Annotated in this window: 15 protein-coding genes; 11 read left to right on the top strand and 4 right to left on the bottom strand. The window is 35.5% G+C overall.

Going from position 1 to position 16,198, the window contains the following annotated elements:
- Positions 1-79: 79 nt before the first annotated feature.
- Both fahA and ABXZ36_RS06935 read left to right on the top strand, forming a co-directional pair.
- A complete protein-coding gene (gene fahA / locus ABXZ36_RS06940) occupies positions 80-1,369 on the top strand; it encodes a fumarylacetoacetase (protein ID WP_354614782.1) in 1,290 nt (429 codons plus the stop codon).
- 141 nt (positions 1,370-1,510) lie between these two features.
- A complete protein-coding gene (locus tag ABXZ36_RS06935; protein ID WP_354614781.1) occupies positions 1,511-2,698 on the top strand; it encodes a hypothetical protein in 1,188 nt (395 codons plus the stop codon).
- A 50-nt stretch (positions 2,699-2,748) separates the two neighbouring features.
- Here the strand turns inward: ABXZ36_RS06935 and ytxJ are convergent, their stop codons facing one another.
- Positions 2,749-3,144 (bottom strand): bacillithiol system redox-active protein YtxJ, encoded by a 396-nt coding sequence (ytxJ, locus tag ABXZ36_RS06930; RefSeq protein WP_354614780.1) that lies wholly within the window; start codon positions 3,142-3,144, stop codon positions 2,749-2,751.
- Positions 3,145-3,310: 166 nt separating this feature from the next.
- Here ytxJ and clpB point away from each other — a divergent pair, with 166 nt between their 5' ends.
- Positions 3,311-5,911 (top strand): ATP-dependent chaperone ClpB, encoded by a 2,601-nt coding sequence (clpB, locus tag ABXZ36_RS06925; RefSeq protein ID WP_354614779.1) that lies wholly within the window; start codon positions 3,311-3,313, stop codon positions 5,909-5,911.
- A 113-nt stretch (positions 5,912-6,024) separates the two neighbouring features.
- Positions 6,025-6,621 carry a TetR/AcrR family transcriptional regulator gene (locus tag ABXZ36_RS06920; protein WP_354614778.1) on the top strand — a complete coding sequence of 199 codons (597 nt, stop codon included), beginning with the start codon at positions 6,025-6,027 and terminating at the stop codon, positions 6,619-6,621.
- Positions 6,622-6,623: 2 nt separating this feature from the next.
- Here the strand turns inward: ABXZ36_RS06920 and ABXZ36_RS06915 are convergent, their stop codons facing one another.
- Positions 6,624-8,018: a PorP/SprF family type IX secretion system membrane protein gene (locus ABXZ36_RS06915; RefSeq protein WP_354614777.1), complete on the bottom strand. Its 1,395-nt coding sequence runs from the start codon at positions 8,016-8,018 to the stop codon at positions 6,624-6,626.
- A gap of 94 nt (positions 8,019-8,112) precedes the next feature.
- Between ABXZ36_RS06915 and ABXZ36_RS06910 the strand changes: the two genes are divergently transcribed.
- Entirely contained in the window at positions 8,113-8,640 is a 528-nt protein-coding gene (locus ABXZ36_RS06910) for a SixA phosphatase family protein (RefSeq protein ID WP_354614776.1), read from the top strand.
- 2 nt (positions 8,641-8,642) lie between these two features.
- Here the strand turns inward: ABXZ36_RS06910 and ABXZ36_RS06905 are convergent, their stop codons facing one another.
- Complete coding sequence (locus ABXZ36_RS06905; protein WP_354614775.1) at positions 8,643-9,383, bottom strand: DUF6503 family protein; 741 nt, start codon at positions 9,381-9,383, stop codon at positions 8,643-8,645.
- A gap of 114 nt (positions 9,384-9,497) precedes the next feature.
- On the opposite strand from ABXZ36_RS06905, the gene smpB reads away from it, so the two are divergent.
- Complete coding sequence (smpB, locus tag ABXZ36_RS06900; protein ID WP_354615219.1) at positions 9,498-9,959, top strand: SsrA-binding protein SmpB; 462 nt, start codon at positions 9,498-9,500, stop codon at positions 9,957-9,959.
- A 30-nt stretch (positions 9,960-9,989) separates the two neighbouring features.
- Here the strand turns inward: smpB and ABXZ36_RS06895 are convergent, their stop codons facing one another.
- The gene (locus ABXZ36_RS06895; protein ID WP_354614774.1) at positions 9,990-10,631 is read right to left on the bottom strand and encodes a protein-L-isoaspartate(D-aspartate) O-methyltransferase; all 642 of its coding nucleotides are present in this window, start codon (positions 10,629-10,631) and stop codon (positions 9,990-9,992) included.
- Between the two features lie 238 nt (positions 10,632-10,869).
- Here ABXZ36_RS06895 and ABXZ36_RS06890 point away from each other — a divergent pair, with 238 nt between their 5' ends.
- The 5 genes from ABXZ36_RS06890 (at position 10,870) to ABXZ36_RS06870 (ending at position 16,159) form a co-directional block, all read left to right on the top strand.
- Complete coding sequence (locus ABXZ36_RS06890; RefSeq protein WP_354614773.1) at positions 10,870-11,838, top strand: Gfo/Idh/MocA family protein; 969 nt, start codon at positions 10,870-10,872, stop codon at positions 11,836-11,838.
- Positions 11,839-11,920: 82 nt separating this feature from the next.
- Positions 11,921-12,808, top strand: coding sequence for a 3-hydroxyacyl-CoA dehydrogenase family protein (locus ABXZ36_RS06885; protein WP_354614772.1), 888 nt, complete (start codon positions 11,921-11,923; stop codon positions 12,806-12,808).
- A gap of 8 nt (positions 12,809-12,816) precedes the next feature.
- Entirely contained in the window at positions 12,817-14,052 is a 1,236-nt protein-coding gene (locus tag ABXZ36_RS06880; RefSeq protein ID WP_354614771.1) for a DUF1015 domain-containing protein, read from the top strand.
- Between the two features lie 47 nt (positions 14,053-14,099).
- Positions 14,100-14,753 carry a YggS family pyridoxal phosphate-dependent enzyme gene (locus tag ABXZ36_RS06875; RefSeq protein WP_354614770.1) on the top strand — a complete coding sequence of 218 codons (654 nt, stop codon included), beginning with the start codon at positions 14,100-14,102 and terminating at the stop codon, positions 14,751-14,753.
- 44 nt (positions 14,754-14,797) lie between these two features.
- A complete protein-coding gene (locus ABXZ36_RS06870) occupies positions 14,798-16,159 on the top strand; it encodes an exonuclease domain-containing protein (protein ID WP_354614769.1) in 1,362 nt (453 codons plus the stop codon).
- Positions 16,160-16,198 lie beyond the last annotated feature (39 nt).

Genomic DNA, 16,198 nt, shown 5'->3' with positions numbered 1-16,198 from the left:
TACGAATTGCAGTCCTTACATTGGAAGAAAATAATATATTTGATAAGAATTTTATCAAATACAAATTAACAATTATAACATGCCCATAAAAAGTAACGACCCTGCTAAAAAAAGTTGGTTACCGGTAAGAGACAATTCTGATTTTCCCATACAGAATATCCCATTTGGGGTTTTTTTAACGCGGGATGATATTATCACCATAGGTACCAGAATTGGAGACCACGCCATAGACCTAGGTGCTTTGCACCAAATGGGTTACTTTAAAGATATTCCTTTAACAGATGATATTTTTCTGCAAGATACCTTGAACGATTTTATCTCTGATGGAAAGAAGACTTGGAGACTAGTACGAAATAGAATTAGTGAAATATTTGACGCCAATAACTCAGAGCTGAAAAATAATGAAGAGCACAAAAAAATAGTCCTTTTCACCATGGACGAAATAGAAATGCAACTTCCAGTCCAGATTGGTGACTATACAGATTTTTATTCTAGTAAAGAACACGCTACAAATGTTGGAAAAATGTTCAGAGACCCTGAAAATGCATTGCTTCCAAACTGGCTGCATATTCCTGTGGGATATCACGGAAGAAGTTCTTCTATAGTACCATCAGGCACACCTATTCACCGGCCTATGGGACAAACCTTACCCGCAGGGTCTGACGAGCCCATTTATGGTCCTTCTAAATTGGTAGATTTTGAACTGGAGATGGCTTTTATTACTACAGACGCCAATATTCTTGGAGAGACAATTCCCGTGAACGAAGCTGAAAATTATATTTTTGGGATGGTTCTCTTTAACGATTGGAGCGCTAGGGACATTCAAAAATGGGAATACGTACCATTAGGTCCATTTTTAGCCAAAAACTTTGCCTCTTCAATTTCACCCTGGATTGTTACTATGGATGCTTTAGAGCCATTTAGAGTAGAAAGTCCAAAACAAGAACCACAACCACTACCCTACCTACAGCAGGTTGGAAAAAAAGGTTTTGATATTAATTTAGAAGTTGATATTACTCCCGAAAAAGGAGAACCAACAACAGTTACAAAATCTAATTTTAAATATATGTATTGGACCATGTCCCAACAGTTGGCACATCACACGGTGAATGGCTGCAAGGTAAACAGTGGTGATATGATGGGTAGTGGTACTATTTCAGGACCAACGCAAGATTCTTACGGATCAATGCTAGAACTGACTTGGAGAGGAGAAAAACCCTTAAAATTAAAAGATGGGACTGAACGCAAGTTTATACAAGATTTGGATACGGTAACTATTCGAGGATTTTGCGAGAAAAGTGGAGTGCGTATAGGCTTTGGAGAAGTCGCTTCTAAATTACTTCCGGTTTTCCAATCCAAGAAAAAATAACAAAACATTTTATCTTCAAAAGCCCTTTAAATAGGGCTTTTTTTTTGTTTGTATACGATATTGCAACTAGTTACGTTTTGTAATCATATAGTTTTTTGGCACGGCTATTGAATTATATAATACAAACGTAAAACAACCATTATGAAAAAACTACTACTACTAAGCTCTCTGGCACTGCTGTTTATAGCTTGCGCAGGCATAAAAAAAACACAGGAGGCACTAAACATTGGCAATTATGGCAATGCCATAAATAGTTCTTTAAGTAATCTTGCCGAAAACAAGGATAAAAAAAGTAACCAGCCATACATTCTCCTATTGGAGGAAGCTTATAAAAAAAATACGGAAAGGGAATTACAGGAAATTTCTTTTTTACAAAAGGAAAATAATCCCGCTAATTTTGAAAGGATTTTCGATTCCTACACCCAGCTAAAAAATATACAAGAAAGGATCAGACCTATATTACCACTCTATATAAGGGATGAAAATAGGAATGCCAAATTTAGCTTTACTAATTACGATGAAAAAATAATAAGCGTAAAACAAGATTTATCGGACTATCTTTATGACAATGCCAGTTACTTCCTAAGCAATGCAAGCAGTAAAGCTGATTACAGAAAAGCATATGAAGACTTCGCCTATCTAGACAAGCTAAGTCCAGGGTATTCCGATTCCAAAGAAAAGCAAGAGGAAGCCTATGCTAAAGGCCGAGATTTCGTAAAAGTAAGTATGATAAACGATTCTGATCAAATTATTCCATCGAGATTAGAAGAAGACCTTTTAAATTTTAACACCTATGGTGTAAACAATCTTTGGACAGAATACCATGCACAGCCAAGAAAAAATATCAACTATGATTATGAAATGCAGGTGGCTTTCAGGAGTATAGTAATTTCACCTGAAAAGGTTAGCGAAAAGCAAATCAGTAAGGAAAGACAAATCAAGGATGGCTATCGCTATGCAGAAGATGCAAATGGTAAAATTCTAAAAGACAGTCTAGGAAATGAAATAAAAATAGACAACTTTAAAACCGTACGTTGCGACTTTCACCAATTCACCCAATTTAAGGCCGCACAAGTGGTAGGAAATGTTAGTTTTAAAGATCTAAGAACCAAACAAACAATTAATACCTATCCATTGGCTAGTGAGTTTATTTTCCAGCACATTTATGCCAATTATCAAGGGGATAAAAGAGCGCTAGAAACTGATCTATTAAATTTAATTAATGTGGTATCGGTACCTTTCCCATCTAATGAGCAAATGGTATATGATGCAGGGGAAGATGTAAAAGGAAAACTTAAAAATATCCTGCAAAACCAAAGATTCAATTAAACCAAATGTATACAAATAGATAAACAGCCCATTAGTGGGCTGTTTCTGTTTTATAGATATTTTTCTAAAGATATTTCATTAATGGACCCATGGGAATCATGGGCAACCACTGAACCATTTCTTATTACCAATAATTGTGGAGATTGGTGCATTACTTTAAATTTTTCTGCCACCCCGTTAGACACTTCTCTAAAGGAGAGCAGATCTAGATAATATAAGTCTATTTGATTTTCCGAATAATTGTAAGAGCTTTTGAACATATTCATCACCATCCTGCTAATACCACAGGTAGTAGAATGTTTAAAGATAACCTGTACCCTATTTGCCGACTTTGTTTCAATCTCCTCTAATTGGGATAAAGAAACCAAAGCAATCCAAGGCAAGTCACTTTCCACTTTTTTATCGATTGAATTTTTATTCCCAAAAATATTATTTAATAATCCCATTCCGTAATTTTAGTTATAAGTCGGATGTGCTTTAAAAACTTACACCTGACTAATTGTCGCTTTTTTTCTAAGGTTTACTGCTATTTTGTCTGTACTGTGCTATTGGTAGGGTTGTTGACAATATAAAATTCAAAAGTAAACAATAACATTATAAAATATAAAGCATATGAACTTAAATAATTTAACCACAAAATCACAAGAAGCCATACAGCAAGCGCAAGAGTTGGCTCAAGGTTATGGGCACCAACAAATAGAAAATGAGCATATTTTCAAGGCCATTGCTGCTGTTGATGAAAATGTACTGCCTTTTATCCTAAAAAAACTAAATGTCAATATTGGATTGGTCAACCAGATATTGGAAAAAGATCTAGAAAGTTTTCCGAAAGTGTCTGGCGGAGACCTTATGCTTTCTCGTGAAGCAGCTAAAACCCTTACTGAAGCTAGCGTTATTGCAAAGAAGATGGAAGATGAATTCGTTTCTATAGAACATCTATTATTGGCAATTTTTAAATCAAAAAGTAAGATCGCCCAAATTTTAAAAGACCAAGGCGGAACAGAAAAACATCTAATTGCAGCAATTGAAGAATTAAGAAAAGGCGGCAAAGTTACTTCTCAAAGTGCAGAAGAAACATATAACTCCCTTAATAAATATGCAAAGAACCTGAATGAACTAGTTGATAGCGGAAAATTGGATCCCGTTATAGGTCGTGATGAGGAGATTAGAAGAATTCTACAAATTCTTTCTAGAAGGACCAAGAACAACCCAATTCTAGTTGGAGAACCTGGAGTGGGTAAAACAGCCATCGCTGAAGGTTTGGCACATAGAATTGTACAAGGAGATGTTCCTGAGAATTTAAAGGATAAAATTATTTTCTCTTTGGACATGGGTGCGTTGATTGCTGGGGCCAAATACAAAGGGGAATTTGAGGAACGTTTAAAAGCAGTTATCAAGGAAGTTACTTCCTCCGATGGCAACATTGTGCTATTCATAGATGAAATCCATACCCTAGTAGGGGCTGGTGGCGGTCAGGGCGCTATGGACGCAGCCAATATTTTGAAACCAGCTTTAGCAAGAGGGGAATTACGGGCCATTGGCGCGACTACCTTGGATGAGTATCAAAAATATTTTGAAAAGGATAAGGCTCTAGAAAGGAGATTTCAAAAAGTAATGGTGGATGAACCAGATACAGAAAGTGCCATATCTATACTACGTGGAATAAAAGATAAATATGAGGCCCATCATAAGGTGCGCATAAAAGATGATGCTGTCATTGCCGCTGTTGAACTATCCCAACGTTACATTACCAATAGGTTTCTGCCCGACAAGGCCATTGACCTTATGGACGAGGCTGCTTCCAAACTCAGAATGGAAATTAATTCAAAACCTGAAGAATTGGATGTCTTGGATAGGAAGATTATGCAATTAGAAATTGAAATTGAGGCCATAAAAAGAGAAGATGACCATGCAAAATTAAAGTCGCTCAATAGTGATTTAGCAAACTTTAAAGAAGATCGCCATGAAATATTTGCCCAGTGGGAAGGTGAAAAAACGGTTGTAGACAATATCCAAAAAACTAAACAGGAAATAGAAAACTTCAAAGTGGAGGCAGAACGCGCAGAACGCAATGGCGATTATGGCAAAGTAGCGGAATTGCGCTATGGAAAAATAAAAGAGGCTAATGAGAAGTTAGAAACTCTTCACATAGAATTAGAAAAACAGCAAGAAGGCGGTACTTTGATTAAAGAAGAGGTCACCAAGGAAGATATTGCGGAAATTGTGGCAAAGTGGACCGGGATCCCCGTGAACAAAATGCTACAAAGTGAACGTGAAAAACTCCTGAAATTGGAAGATGTGTTACATGAAAGGGTGGTAGGTCAAGATGAAGCTATAGAAGCAGTATCAGATGCTATTAGGAGAAGTAGGGCGGGATTACAAGACACTAAAAAACCTATTGGTTCCTTCCTATTCCTAGGGACTACAGGTGTTGGTAAAACAGAACTTGCAAAAACCTTGGCTACCTATCTCTTCGATGACGAAAATGCGATGACCAGAATTGATATGAGTGAATATCAAGAAAGGCATTCAGTAAGTAGATTAGTGGGAGCACCTCCTGGATATGTTGGATATGATGAAGGCGGACAATTAACGGAAGCGGTGAGGCGCAGACCATATTCTGTAGTATTATTGGATGAGATTGAAAAAGCACATCCCGACACCTTTAATATCCTCTTGCAGGTTTTAGATGAAGGAAGATTAACAGATAACAAAGGACGTGTGGCCGATTTTAAAAATACCATCATCATCATGACCAGTAATATGGGCAGCCACATTATTCAGGAAAAGTTTGATTCCAATAAGGATATTTATAGTGCAACTGAAGCAGCAAGGGTAGAAGTATTAGAATTACTGCGCAAAACAATTCGTCCTGAATTCCTAAATAGAATTGACGATATCATTATGTTTACACCTTTGAATATGGATGATATTACGGAGATTGTAAGGCTGCAGTTAGAAGGTCTTAAAAAGATGGTTGCAAAACAATACATTACCATCGATGCCACTGAAGATGCCATTGATTATCTCGCCAATAGAGGTTACGACCCCCAATACGGTGCCAGACCTATAAAGAGAACTATACAAAAAGAGGTCCTTAACAGGCTTTCTAAGGAACTGCTAAGTGGCACTATAAAGGCTGATAGTATTATTCTCATAGATGCCTTTGATGATGAGTTGGTCTTTAGGAACCAAAATGAATTGGTAAAGTAATACGCAATAAAATAGTAAAACCAAAGGCATCCTTAAAAGGATGCCTTTTTTTATTGAACTACATATACCATACAGTATATATATTTTTTATCTTTGTGTAAAATTGCCTAAAAATGTCCACCAAAGCAGAAAGAACCACAGAATATATTATTGAAACTGTAGCTCCTATTTTTAACAAACATGGGTATGTTGGAACAAGCATGAGCCATTTAACAGATGCAACTGGCCTAACTAAGGGCGCACTTTATGGCAATTTTGAAAATAAAGAGGCATTGGCCCTATCCGCCTTTGAATATAATAGCAAAAGATTATTGGCCGCTATAGATGAAGCACTTAATAGCGATGGTAATTCCTTGCAAAAATTATATAAACTAACTGGCCTATATCGTCATTATAATGATTTCACCTTTAATTTAGGGGGTTGTCCAATTTTAAACGTAGGGGTGGATACACAATTTAACAATCACTTATTGGCAGCGGCGGTAAAAGAAACTATAAAAACAATTGAAGGCAAAATTGCCTTGGTCATTGAGAATGGGGTCAAGAATAATGAGATTAGTATTCCCGTTACGCCGTTGCAATTTGCCAAGCAATTATATACTATGATCCAAGGGGCTGTAGCAATGACTACAATTACAAGGGATAAAAAATATTTACTGAATACCATTGCCTACCTAGAGCAATTGATGAACAAGGAAATTAAAAAATAAACTCACTCACTAATTACTCTAAAAATCCAGGTTGCATCTGCATACCTGCCATAAAACTTACTATCCCTAGCCTTTTCTGCTGCATTTAAAGAACTATAGCTATCAAGATAAACATAATTAAATTTGTTCAGAGACCTGTAAAAAGATTTTGGTTCTATTCCTTTTTTTCGTAGAGTCTCCATAAAATTGTCGAAATATTTTTTAGTACCATATACATTGGCAATTAAATAGTAACCAGGTTGCAATCCTTTCAACTGCTCTACTTCCTCATATTTACCTTTAGTAATGGTCTTACTCTCTAAAGGTGGTTTTGCTTTTACGATCTCCTCTTTTTCTGCCTTAACCGTTTTAATGGAATCCAATTTTGCCTTGGGGGTTGTTTCCTGTTTTTGCACTTCTATGACTTTATCGTCATTTTTTATTGTTACCTTTTCTTGTTCATCCTTCAACTCTTGTGAGATTATGATTTCCTGTGGCAACAATTCAGTCTCTTTCTTATTTCCAAATCTGATTGCTGTGATTAATTCAAAAGTGGGATCCATTTCCTTGACTCCTTGATCCAATCCAAACTCCATCAAGACCCCTATTGAGAGGGATTCAAAAAATATCCCTCCTACTCCAGCAGAAGCTCCATAAAAATTATTGTACCCCCCTTGTACCCAAAATTTCTGACTAGAAAGCAAAGCATTTAACCCTAATTGTGTTTCCATTTGAGGAATGCTTTTTAAGTAAAACATTGGTCTTAAATAGGTTTCTTCTTTTATTCCAATTAGTTGTATTGGAAAATTATATGCCATAGCCCCGAGGAATACTTTTTTCTTATTATTACTATCATTACTATTGGAACTAAAATTAATGTCAACAAAATTTTCAGATGTAAAAGAAAGGCTGAATCTATTTAGCAACAACCTTATACCTGGTGCCAATTGCATAATAAAATCGTTGGTATCACTATTTGGGATATTAACACCATCTGTTGAAAAAAATCTATCGTCTGCTATCTCCCTTTGGAAACCTAGAACATTAACCCCTATTGCAAGTTTTGCATTTTCACTTAAATCAAAGGCATGAACATAATTTAAAATACCTCCCGTCTGTAAATAAACACCAGAATTGTGTTGCATAAATCCAGCTCCTATTACAGAATTGTCATTTACGCTGTTCGTGTAATTTAAAAGGGTTGTAGTAGGATCTGTATCTATAGATTGCCATTGCCACCTTGTCCATAAGGCTATAGATTGAAGCCAGTTTGTATCCAAAGCAAAAGTCGGATCCATTAAACTAGCATTGAACATGGTTAGGTTATGTTGTCTAAAATCTGCAGGCAACTCCACATCTTGGGCATTGACCCCAAGAAGAAAAATAAAATTTAGCAGAATTAGACGAAGTTTCCCCATTATCAAAAAAAACAAGATTCTAAGTGGAGGACATACTAATTTACGTTAATTTTAGTTAGATATATTGATAAAAGCAATAATACGTATGATCATTATGAAAATTGAAAGGCTCTTAGTTTTAGTTCTTTGTTTCAGCTTCTTTACGAGTTGTAAAGAGGAAAAAGTTATTCAACCCCCAATGGATTCCTTGGTTACCACCTTTTATTTAATCAGACATGCTGAAAAAGAAAGAATCAATCCTGAGGATACAGATCCTGATTTAAACCAAGAAGGACTAGGTCGATCCATACGTTGGGCCGAAGTATTTGATTTAGTTCCTTTGGATGCTATATATTCCACGGACTACGAAAGGACCACTATGACCGCTGCACCTACCTCTGTTAAAAAAGAACTTACTTTACAATACTATGATCCAAAAGATGTTGATGTAGCTCAGTTCATCGCAGACAACTTAGGAAAAAACGTATTAATAGTTGGTCACAGCAATACGACTCCTGAGTTTGTGAACAACTTGATAGGAATTCAAAAGTATGACGATATTGATGACTATGACAATAGCAACCTATTCATCGTCCAAATTGTAAATGGAAAAGCTACTGATATTAGACTTAAAATCAATTAATTCTATTTCTGAACCGAAATGTTCTTTAATTCAATTTTAGATAAAAGTTCTAAATCTCCCAATTCGAACTTAGCATCTATGTTTTCTATCGTACTAGTGCTATCTTTAGGTTGGTAATTTTCGTAATCCACAAAACGTATACCTTTAATGTATCTTTCGTTATAGGCTTTTCTAAAACGCACTCCGCCTCCATCTACATGAAAATCATACGCCAAATAATCGGTCTTAAATGATTCTTTATTGATCCAATAAAAATATGTGTCCTCAAAATCTTCTCCTCCCCCTTTTTGATCAAAGGTCACTTTTATTTTATAGTACTCTTTTCCCTTTAAATTTACCTCCTTCAATAGCGTCTTATTTACGGCAGGATCATTTAATCCGTAAGGCAATTTCACAAAATAATGCACGGAGTTAACAGAGTTGTCATAATTATTTGCAACGGTATCCTGTAACACCTCTAAGGTACCATCTACATATCGCTCAAATTTTGACTTGGACTTTATGTCTTCCACTTTCTTCCCTTCCAAATCAAAAACACGCTTCAAAACGGCATTATTACCAATTCCTTCGGAAATGTAGTGTTTGTCTCTAAAATCAAAGGATAATTTGCAGTCCACAAATAAGTCTCCTCCACTTATCCCTATGGCTTTATCTACAATTTGTTGGGCTGTAAAACTTTCATTTTTCTTCTCTTTACAAGAGAGGAGACCACAAAATACAAATAGGATAAACATTTTTTTCATAGGTATAAATTTAAGAAAAATAATACGATTCAATTTTCATAGCAAAGGTTCATAAAATAATTCTAAATGCTAGAAATGGTTTATTCTTTTATTGTCGTTACTTTTGTAAGTGATATGCAGAAAAACATAAATATAAAAAATAAAAAAGCCAAATTCGAATATGAGATTTTGGACACTTACGTTGCAGGCATTGTCCTTTCAGGTACCGAGATAAAATCTATACGTCTTGGTAAAGCTTCCATATCCGAAAGTTTCTGCGAGTTTAATAATCTCTCCGAACTATTTGTTATCAACATGCAAGTAGATGAATATTCCCATGGAAGCCACTATAATCATAAACCAAAAGCTGAGAGAAAACTTCTACTCCAAAGAAGAGAGCTTAAAAAGCTAGAAAAAGAGGTCAATACATCCGGACTAACCATTGTACCTTTAAATCTTTTTGTAAATGATAACGGTTTAGCTAAAATAAAGATTGCATTGGCCAAGGGTAAAAAATTATATGACAAAAGGGAGTCTATGAAAGAAAAAGATACAAAAAGAAATCTGGATAGGATTAAGAAAAGTTTTAATAACTAGAACACATTCTTGGTTACCATTAAAATTATTTTAATTTTTATCTTCCAAAAGGGGTACAAACCTAAACGATCCATATTCTTTTTTTTCAAATTCTAATTCTGATTTTCTAATGTAAAGAGTCATGATCTGATCGTTGGTACCTACAGGAATTACCAACCTACCTCCTATTTTTAATTGAGCCATAAGGGGTTTAGGCACATATGGAGCCCCAGCCGTAACTACAATACCATCAAATGGAGCCTCTTCGGGCAACCCTTTGTAGCCATCGCCAAATATCATCTTCTTTGGTCGATATCCCATTTTCTTAAAAAATATATTGGTCTTTTTAAAAAGTTCTAGTTGCCTTTCTATAGTGTAAACTTTAGTTTTTAAATGCAACAAAGTGGCTGTTTGATATCCACTCCCTGTACCTATCTCGAGGATTTTATGATCAGGCTGGGCTTCTAAAAGTTCGGTTTGAAAAGCAACGGTATAAGGTTGGGATATAGTTTGATCTGCACCTATAGGAAAAGCTTTATCCTGATAGGCATGATCTTCAAAACTACTATCTAAAAATAAATGTCTGGGTATCGTGCGTATAGCATCCAATACTTTGTGGTCTGCTATTCCTTTGTCGACCAATATTTCGGCCAATTTATTGCGCATTCCACGGTGCTTAAGGGTGTCTTTCAAAAGTTTGGTTTTGGATGACGAAGTTAAAAAAAAGGAAGGCTATTCCTATTGACAGATTTAAAAAGTTATTCAATTCTTTAAAAGTCTTGAATGAAAAGTTGATTTTTAAAACAACCATAGAAATCACTTATTTATAAAGTAAAATACTCATGTGTTATATAACGTATTCCTAAAAACTACACGCTAATTTTCATGGAAGAATCGTTTCATATCCTTATTTTTGACAAAAACGAAATTTATGCTCAAGGTTGGAGTCCTGGGAGCAGGACATTTAGGAAAAATTCATTTGCGCCTATTGAATGAATCCCCAAAATATAAACTGGTCGGTTTTTATGACCCAGATGACATCAATGGCAAAAAAGTGGCCAACGAGTTCGGATACACTTATTTTGATAATATCAATAAACTAATTGATGCTGTAGATGTAGTTGATATTGTCACTCCCACCCTATCCCATTTTGATTGCGCTAAAAAGGCTATGGAAAAAGGAAGGCATGTTTTTATAGAAAAGCCCATTACCAATACCTCTGAGGAAGCAGAAGAGTTATTGATCCTAGAAAAAAAGTATAATGTAAAAGGACAAGTGGGGCATGTAGAGCGTTTTAATCCGGCTTTTTCGGCAGTTAAGGATAAAATAAAAAATCCAATGTTCATTGAGACCCATAGACTAGCCGAATTCAATCCAAGAGGAACCGATGTTCCTGTAGTTCTAGATCTTATGATCCATGATATTGATGCTATCCTCAGCGTTGTAAATTCTAAAGTAAAGCAAATTAATGCCAGTGGAGTTTCCGTTATAAGCAACTCTCCGGATATTGCCAATGCCAGGATAGAATTTGAAAATGGCTGCGTCGCCAACCTGACCGCAAGCAGAATTTCATTAAAAAACATGCGAAAATCTAGATTTTTTCAGCGGGATTCCTATATTTCCGTGGACTTTCTAGAGAAAAAAGTAGAGGTGGTAAAAATGAAAGATGCACCAGAAATACCTGGAGATTTTGATATGGTTTTACAAAATGCAGAAGGTGAGAAGAAACAGATTTATTTTGAAAACCCTACTATTTCTGCGAATAATGCCATTTTGGATGAACTGGAGACCTTTGCAGATGCCATAAATAATAATACTACTCCTGTTGTATCTCTTTATCAAGGGACACAGGCGTTAAAGGTAGCCCTTCAGGTAATAGCCTCCTTTGAAAAGAAGTAGGCTAACCAACCATGAATGGATTAACCAACGAAAGTGGCTAACCGTACAACTAATAATGATTAAAAAACATTAAAATCAAAGCATGAAAAATATTGCAGTTATAGGTGCTGGAACCATGGGTAATGGCATAGCACACGTTTTTGCCCAAAATGGTTACAAGGTAAATCTTATAGATATTTCACAGGCATCCTTGGATAAGGGAATGGCGGTTATAGAGAAAAACCTAGACCGAATGGTTTTTAAAGAGACCATTACAGAAATTGACAAATTGAATACTCTTAAAAACATAAAAACCCATACTGGACTTAAGGAAGGGGTTGAAAATATGGATTTAGTAGTGGAGGCAGCTACCGAGAATGTAGAGATTAAATTGAATATATTTAGGGAACTAGATCAGATTTGTAATCCAGAAACTATTTTGGCCACAAATACATCCTCTATTTCCATAACCCAGATAGGAGCTGTTACCAATAGGGACGATAAGGTTATTGGAATGCATTTTATGAACCCCGTACCCATTATGAAATTGGTAGAAATCATCCGAGGCTATAACACCTCTAATGAAGTGACCAAGAACATCATGGAATTATCTAAAAAGCTGGGTAAAACGCCAACAGAGGTAAACGATTATCCAGGATTTGTAGCCAATAGGATCTTAATGCCCATGATCAATGAGGCTATTGAAACTCTTTACAACGGCGTGGCTGGCGTTACTGAAATAGACACCGTGATGAAATTGGGAATGGCGCATCCAATGGGACCATTACAATTAGCAGATTTTATAGGTCTAGATGTTTGTCTTTCTATTCTTAATGTCATGTATGACGGCTTTAAAAATCCTAAATATGCACCATGTCCTCTTTTGATCAATATGGTGATGGCAAAAAAATTAGGGATCAAATCCGGAGAAGGGTTTTATGATTATTCGGAATCTAAGAAAGCGGAAAAAGTATCCGCTCAATTTATTTAATAAGACCAATGGCCATCATCAAGGCTTTCAAGGCCATTAGACCAGCAAGGGATAAAGCACCTTTTTTAGCATCCCGTTCTTATGAGGATTATACCGTCAAGGAACTAAATTCCATACTTACATATAATCCGTTTTCGTTTTTGCATATTATTAACCCAGGGTTTAAATTTGATAAAAAAGTATCGGGGGGAGAACGTTTAAGGCTTATACGTAATAGGTATTTGGAGTTTTTGGAGGATGAAATTCTTATACGGGATACCCAACCATCCTTTTATCTTTATAAAATAGAAAAAGAAGATTTTAGCTGTTGCGGTCTGTTTTGTGGCACTAGTGTTGAGGATTATAAGAATAATGTGATTAAAAAACACGAAGATACCATTAAACATAGGGAGAATCTTTTTGCAGTATACCTAAAGAATGTAGGCTTTAATGCGGAACCAGTTTTATTGACTTATCCTGATAATACCAACATTGAGAAAATTATAGACGAAGTAAAGAAAAGAGAGCCTGAATATCGATTTTCAACAACAGATAAAGCTATTCATTCGCTTTGGACCATTACAAAAGAAACTGATATTTCAAAATTACAGGAAGAATTCAATAAGATAGACTCCCTTTATATTGCTGATGGCCACCATAGAAGTGCTTCCTCCATGATCTTTGCCGATAAGAGCAAAAAATGTAATCAAGTGCACACAGGAGAGGAACCTTATAACTATTTTATGAGTTATCTTATCCCCGAATCGGAGATTAAGATATTTGAGTTCAATAGAATGATAAAAGACCTAAATGGACTTACCAAAGAAGAATTCCTAGTTGCCCTTGATACCTATTTTAAGATTGAAAAGAAAGGGAAGGCCCTATACAAACCCTTAGAAAAGCATCAATTTAGCATGTATTTAGATGGTGATTTTTTCGCCTTGCAATTGAGAAAGCAAATTTTCAAGTTCAGCGATGCTTTGAGTAAATTGGACACTCAAATTCTATATAAAACCATTTTAGAACCAATTTTGGGAATCTCTGATCTTAGGAAGAATAAAAGAATCAAATATGGTTTTGGCAAGAATAACATCTTTAATATGAAAGATGAAATAGATAAGAGAAATTTTGCGGTAGGCTTTGGAATGGTTCCTGTATCCATAGATGAACTAAAGAATATTGCTGATGCTGGATTGGTAATGCCCCCAAAAAGCACCTATATTGAACCTAAAATAAGAAGTGGGCTTACTATCTATGAACTTTAGAGTTGCGTAACTAAAACGTATAAAATTAGAATAAAGAAATCCTAAGAATGGCTATAAAAGAAAACATAGAAGAAATACTAAACTCCATCCCTAAATCTGTAACTTTAGTTGCAGTATCAAAAACAAAGCCTGAAAAAGATCTTCAACAAGCCTATGATGGCGGACAACGGGTGTTTGGTGAAAACAAGATCCAAGAGATGACCCAAAAATGGGAGAATCTTCCAAAAGATATACAATGGCACATGATTGGACATGTACAAACCAACAAGGTGAAATACATGGCAGAATATGTTTCCTTGGTTCATGGCGTGGACAGCCTAAAGCTACTGAAGGAAATTAATAAGCAGGCAAAAAAAAACAGTCGTATTATAGATTGTCTTTTACAAGTACATATTGCTGAAGAAGATACTAAATTTGGACTGGACGAAACAGAGCTAAATGATTTGTTAAATTCAGAAACCTTTGGAAAATTACAAAATATTAAGGTTGTAGGATTGATGGGTATGGCTACTTTCACAGAAGATAAAAATCAAATACGCAGAGAATTTAAACACCTTAAAACTCAATTTAATAGATCAAAGGAAACGTTGCCGAATATTGATACTTTGTCCATGGGAATGAGTGGAGACTATCAAATAGCCATTGAAGAAGGCAGTACTATGATCCGAATTGGAAGCAGTATTTTTGGGGAAAGAAACTAAAATTATGGTTTTAAAGAAACAGTGAACCTCAAGGGTAGAAAAAAATGTATGTAATACTCGATATAGAAACAACTGGAGGCAAATACAATGAAGAGGGAATCACCGAGATTGCCATCCATCGATTTGATGGACATGAAGTTGTTGACCAATTTATAAGCCTTATCAATCCAGAAAAGGAAATACAACCGTTTGTGGTAAACCTTACGGGCATCAACAATAAGATGTTAACGACTGCGCCCAAATTTTATGAGGTAGCTAAACGAATTGTTGAAATTACTTCAGATGCAGTAATAGTGGCGCATAACGCCCAGTTCGATTATCGTATCCTCCGAACCGAATTCCGAAGATTGGGATTTAATTTCGAGCGTAAAACATTGTGTACGGTAGACTTGTCAAAAAAATTGATTCCTGATCAAGATTCATACAGTTTGGGAAAGTTAGTCCGTTCCTTAGGCATTCCCGTTAGTGACAGGCACAGGGCCAATGGAGATGCCTTGGCCACCTTAAAATTATTTAAACTTTTATTGTCCAAAGACAATGATAAGTCTATTGTTAAGGAGATCACCAAAGCGGCATCCTTGGGGGAACTTTCTCCAACCCAATTGGATATAGTAGAACAACTTCCCTCTGTTAGAGGTGTTTATTACATGCATAACAAGGATGGTGAAATTATCTTATTAGGCAATTCAGGCAATATTAAAAAACGAGTAAACCAGCATTTTACAAATGACGGTTCCAAGGCCAGAAAAATACAAAAAGAAACAAAAACAATAACCTTTGAGCGTACGGGAAGCGAATTAATGGCTCTTTTAAAGGAAAATGAAGAGCTGCAAAGAAACAAGCCTAAATACAATACCTATTCCAACAGAAAACTTTTTTCTTACGGGATTTATAAGCGTAAAAATCCCAATGGTTATTTCTCTCTTAGCACTGAGAAAATTAATCAAGGTCCAGATCTCGCTGCCACCTTTAATAGTATTCATGCTGCCCAAAATTTCCTTTACAAAATCACTGAAGAGTTTCAATTATGCGATAAGTTAAATGGCATTTCTCAGGCAAAGGCAAGCTGCTCCAAATATTCTTCTGGTATTTGCTTAGGTGCATGTATCCAAAAAGAGGAAACCGAACCTTACAATGAAAGGGTTAACTTAGCCTTGGAAACCTACTCTATTACCAATAAGAATATGATTCTAATTGACAAAGGCAGAGTATTAGGAGAAAAAAGTGGAATCCTTATAAAAAACGGTGTTTTTAAAGGCTTGGGGTTTTTTGATTTAAATTATCAAATCAATAAAATCCAGATTTTGGAGACCATAATCACCCCAATGGAAGATAATGCCAATACCACCTTTTTAATAGAATCACATCTTAGAAAAGGAAAAATCGCTAAAATTGTTACCTTATAAGCATAACCTTAAATTAGTACACTTTTATTATTTTTACTA

Source organism: Sediminicola arcticus (assembly GCF_040566695.1).
GTDB classification, from domain to species: Bacteria; Bacteroidota; Bacteroidia; order Flavobacteriales; family Flavobacteriaceae; genus Sediminicola; species Sediminicola arcticus.
Note: the sequence above shows the minus strand (reverse complement) of the source record. Positions and strands in the feature narration are given on the sequence as shown.

Excerpts from the sequence above, each read along its gene's own strand:
- fahA (WP_354614782.1), top strand. The coding sequence starts at position 80 with ATGCCCATAAAAAGTAACGACCCTGCTAAAAAAAGTTGGTTACCGGTA.
- ABXZ36_RS06935 (WP_354614781.1), top strand. The coding sequence starts at position 1,511 with ATGAAAAAACTACTACTACTAAGCTCTCTGGCACTGCTGTTTATAGCT.
- ytxJ (WP_354614780.1), bottom strand. The coding sequence starts at position 3,144 with ATGGGATTATTAAATAATATTTTTGGGAATAAAAATTCAATCGATAAA.
- clpB (WP_354614779.1), top strand. The coding sequence starts at position 3,311 with ATGAACTTAAATAATTTAACCACAAAATCACAAGAAGCCATACAGCAA.
- ABXZ36_RS06920 (WP_354614778.1), top strand. The coding sequence starts at position 6,025 with ATGTCCACCAAAGCAGAAAGAACCACAGAATATATTATTGAAACTGTA.
- ABXZ36_RS06915 (WP_354614777.1), bottom strand. The coding sequence starts at position 8,018 with ATGGGGAAACTTCGTCTAATTCTGCTAAATTTTATTTTTCTTCTTGGG.
- ABXZ36_RS06910 (WP_354614776.1), top strand. The coding sequence starts at position 8,113 with ATGAAAATTGAAAGGCTCTTAGTTTTAGTTCTTTGTTTCAGCTTCTTT.
- ABXZ36_RS06905 (WP_354614775.1), bottom strand. The coding sequence starts at position 9,383 with ATGAAAAAAATGTTTATCCTATTTGTATTTTGTGGTCTCCTCTCTTGT.
- smpB (WP_354615219.1), top strand. The coding sequence starts at position 9,498 with ATGCAGAAAAACATAAATATAAAAAATAAAAAAGCCAAATTCGAATAT.
- ABXZ36_RS06890 (WP_354614773.1), top strand. The coding sequence starts at position 10,870 with ATGCTCAAGGTTGGAGTCCTGGGAGCAGGACATTTAGGAAAAATTCAT.
- ABXZ36_RS06885 (WP_354614772.1), top strand. The coding sequence starts at position 11,921 with ATGAAAAATATTGCAGTTATAGGTGCTGGAACCATGGGTAATGGCATA.
- ABXZ36_RS06880 (WP_354614771.1), top strand. The coding sequence starts at position 12,817 with ATGGCCATCATCAAGGCTTTCAAGGCCATTAGACCAGCAAGGGATAAA.
- ABXZ36_RS06875 (WP_354614770.1), top strand. The coding sequence starts at position 14,100 with ATGGCTATAAAAGAAAACATAGAAGAAATACTAAACTCCATCCCTAAA.
- ABXZ36_RS06870 (WP_354614769.1), top strand. The coding sequence starts at position 14,798 with ATGTATGTAATACTCGATATAGAAACAACTGGAGGCAAATACAATGAA.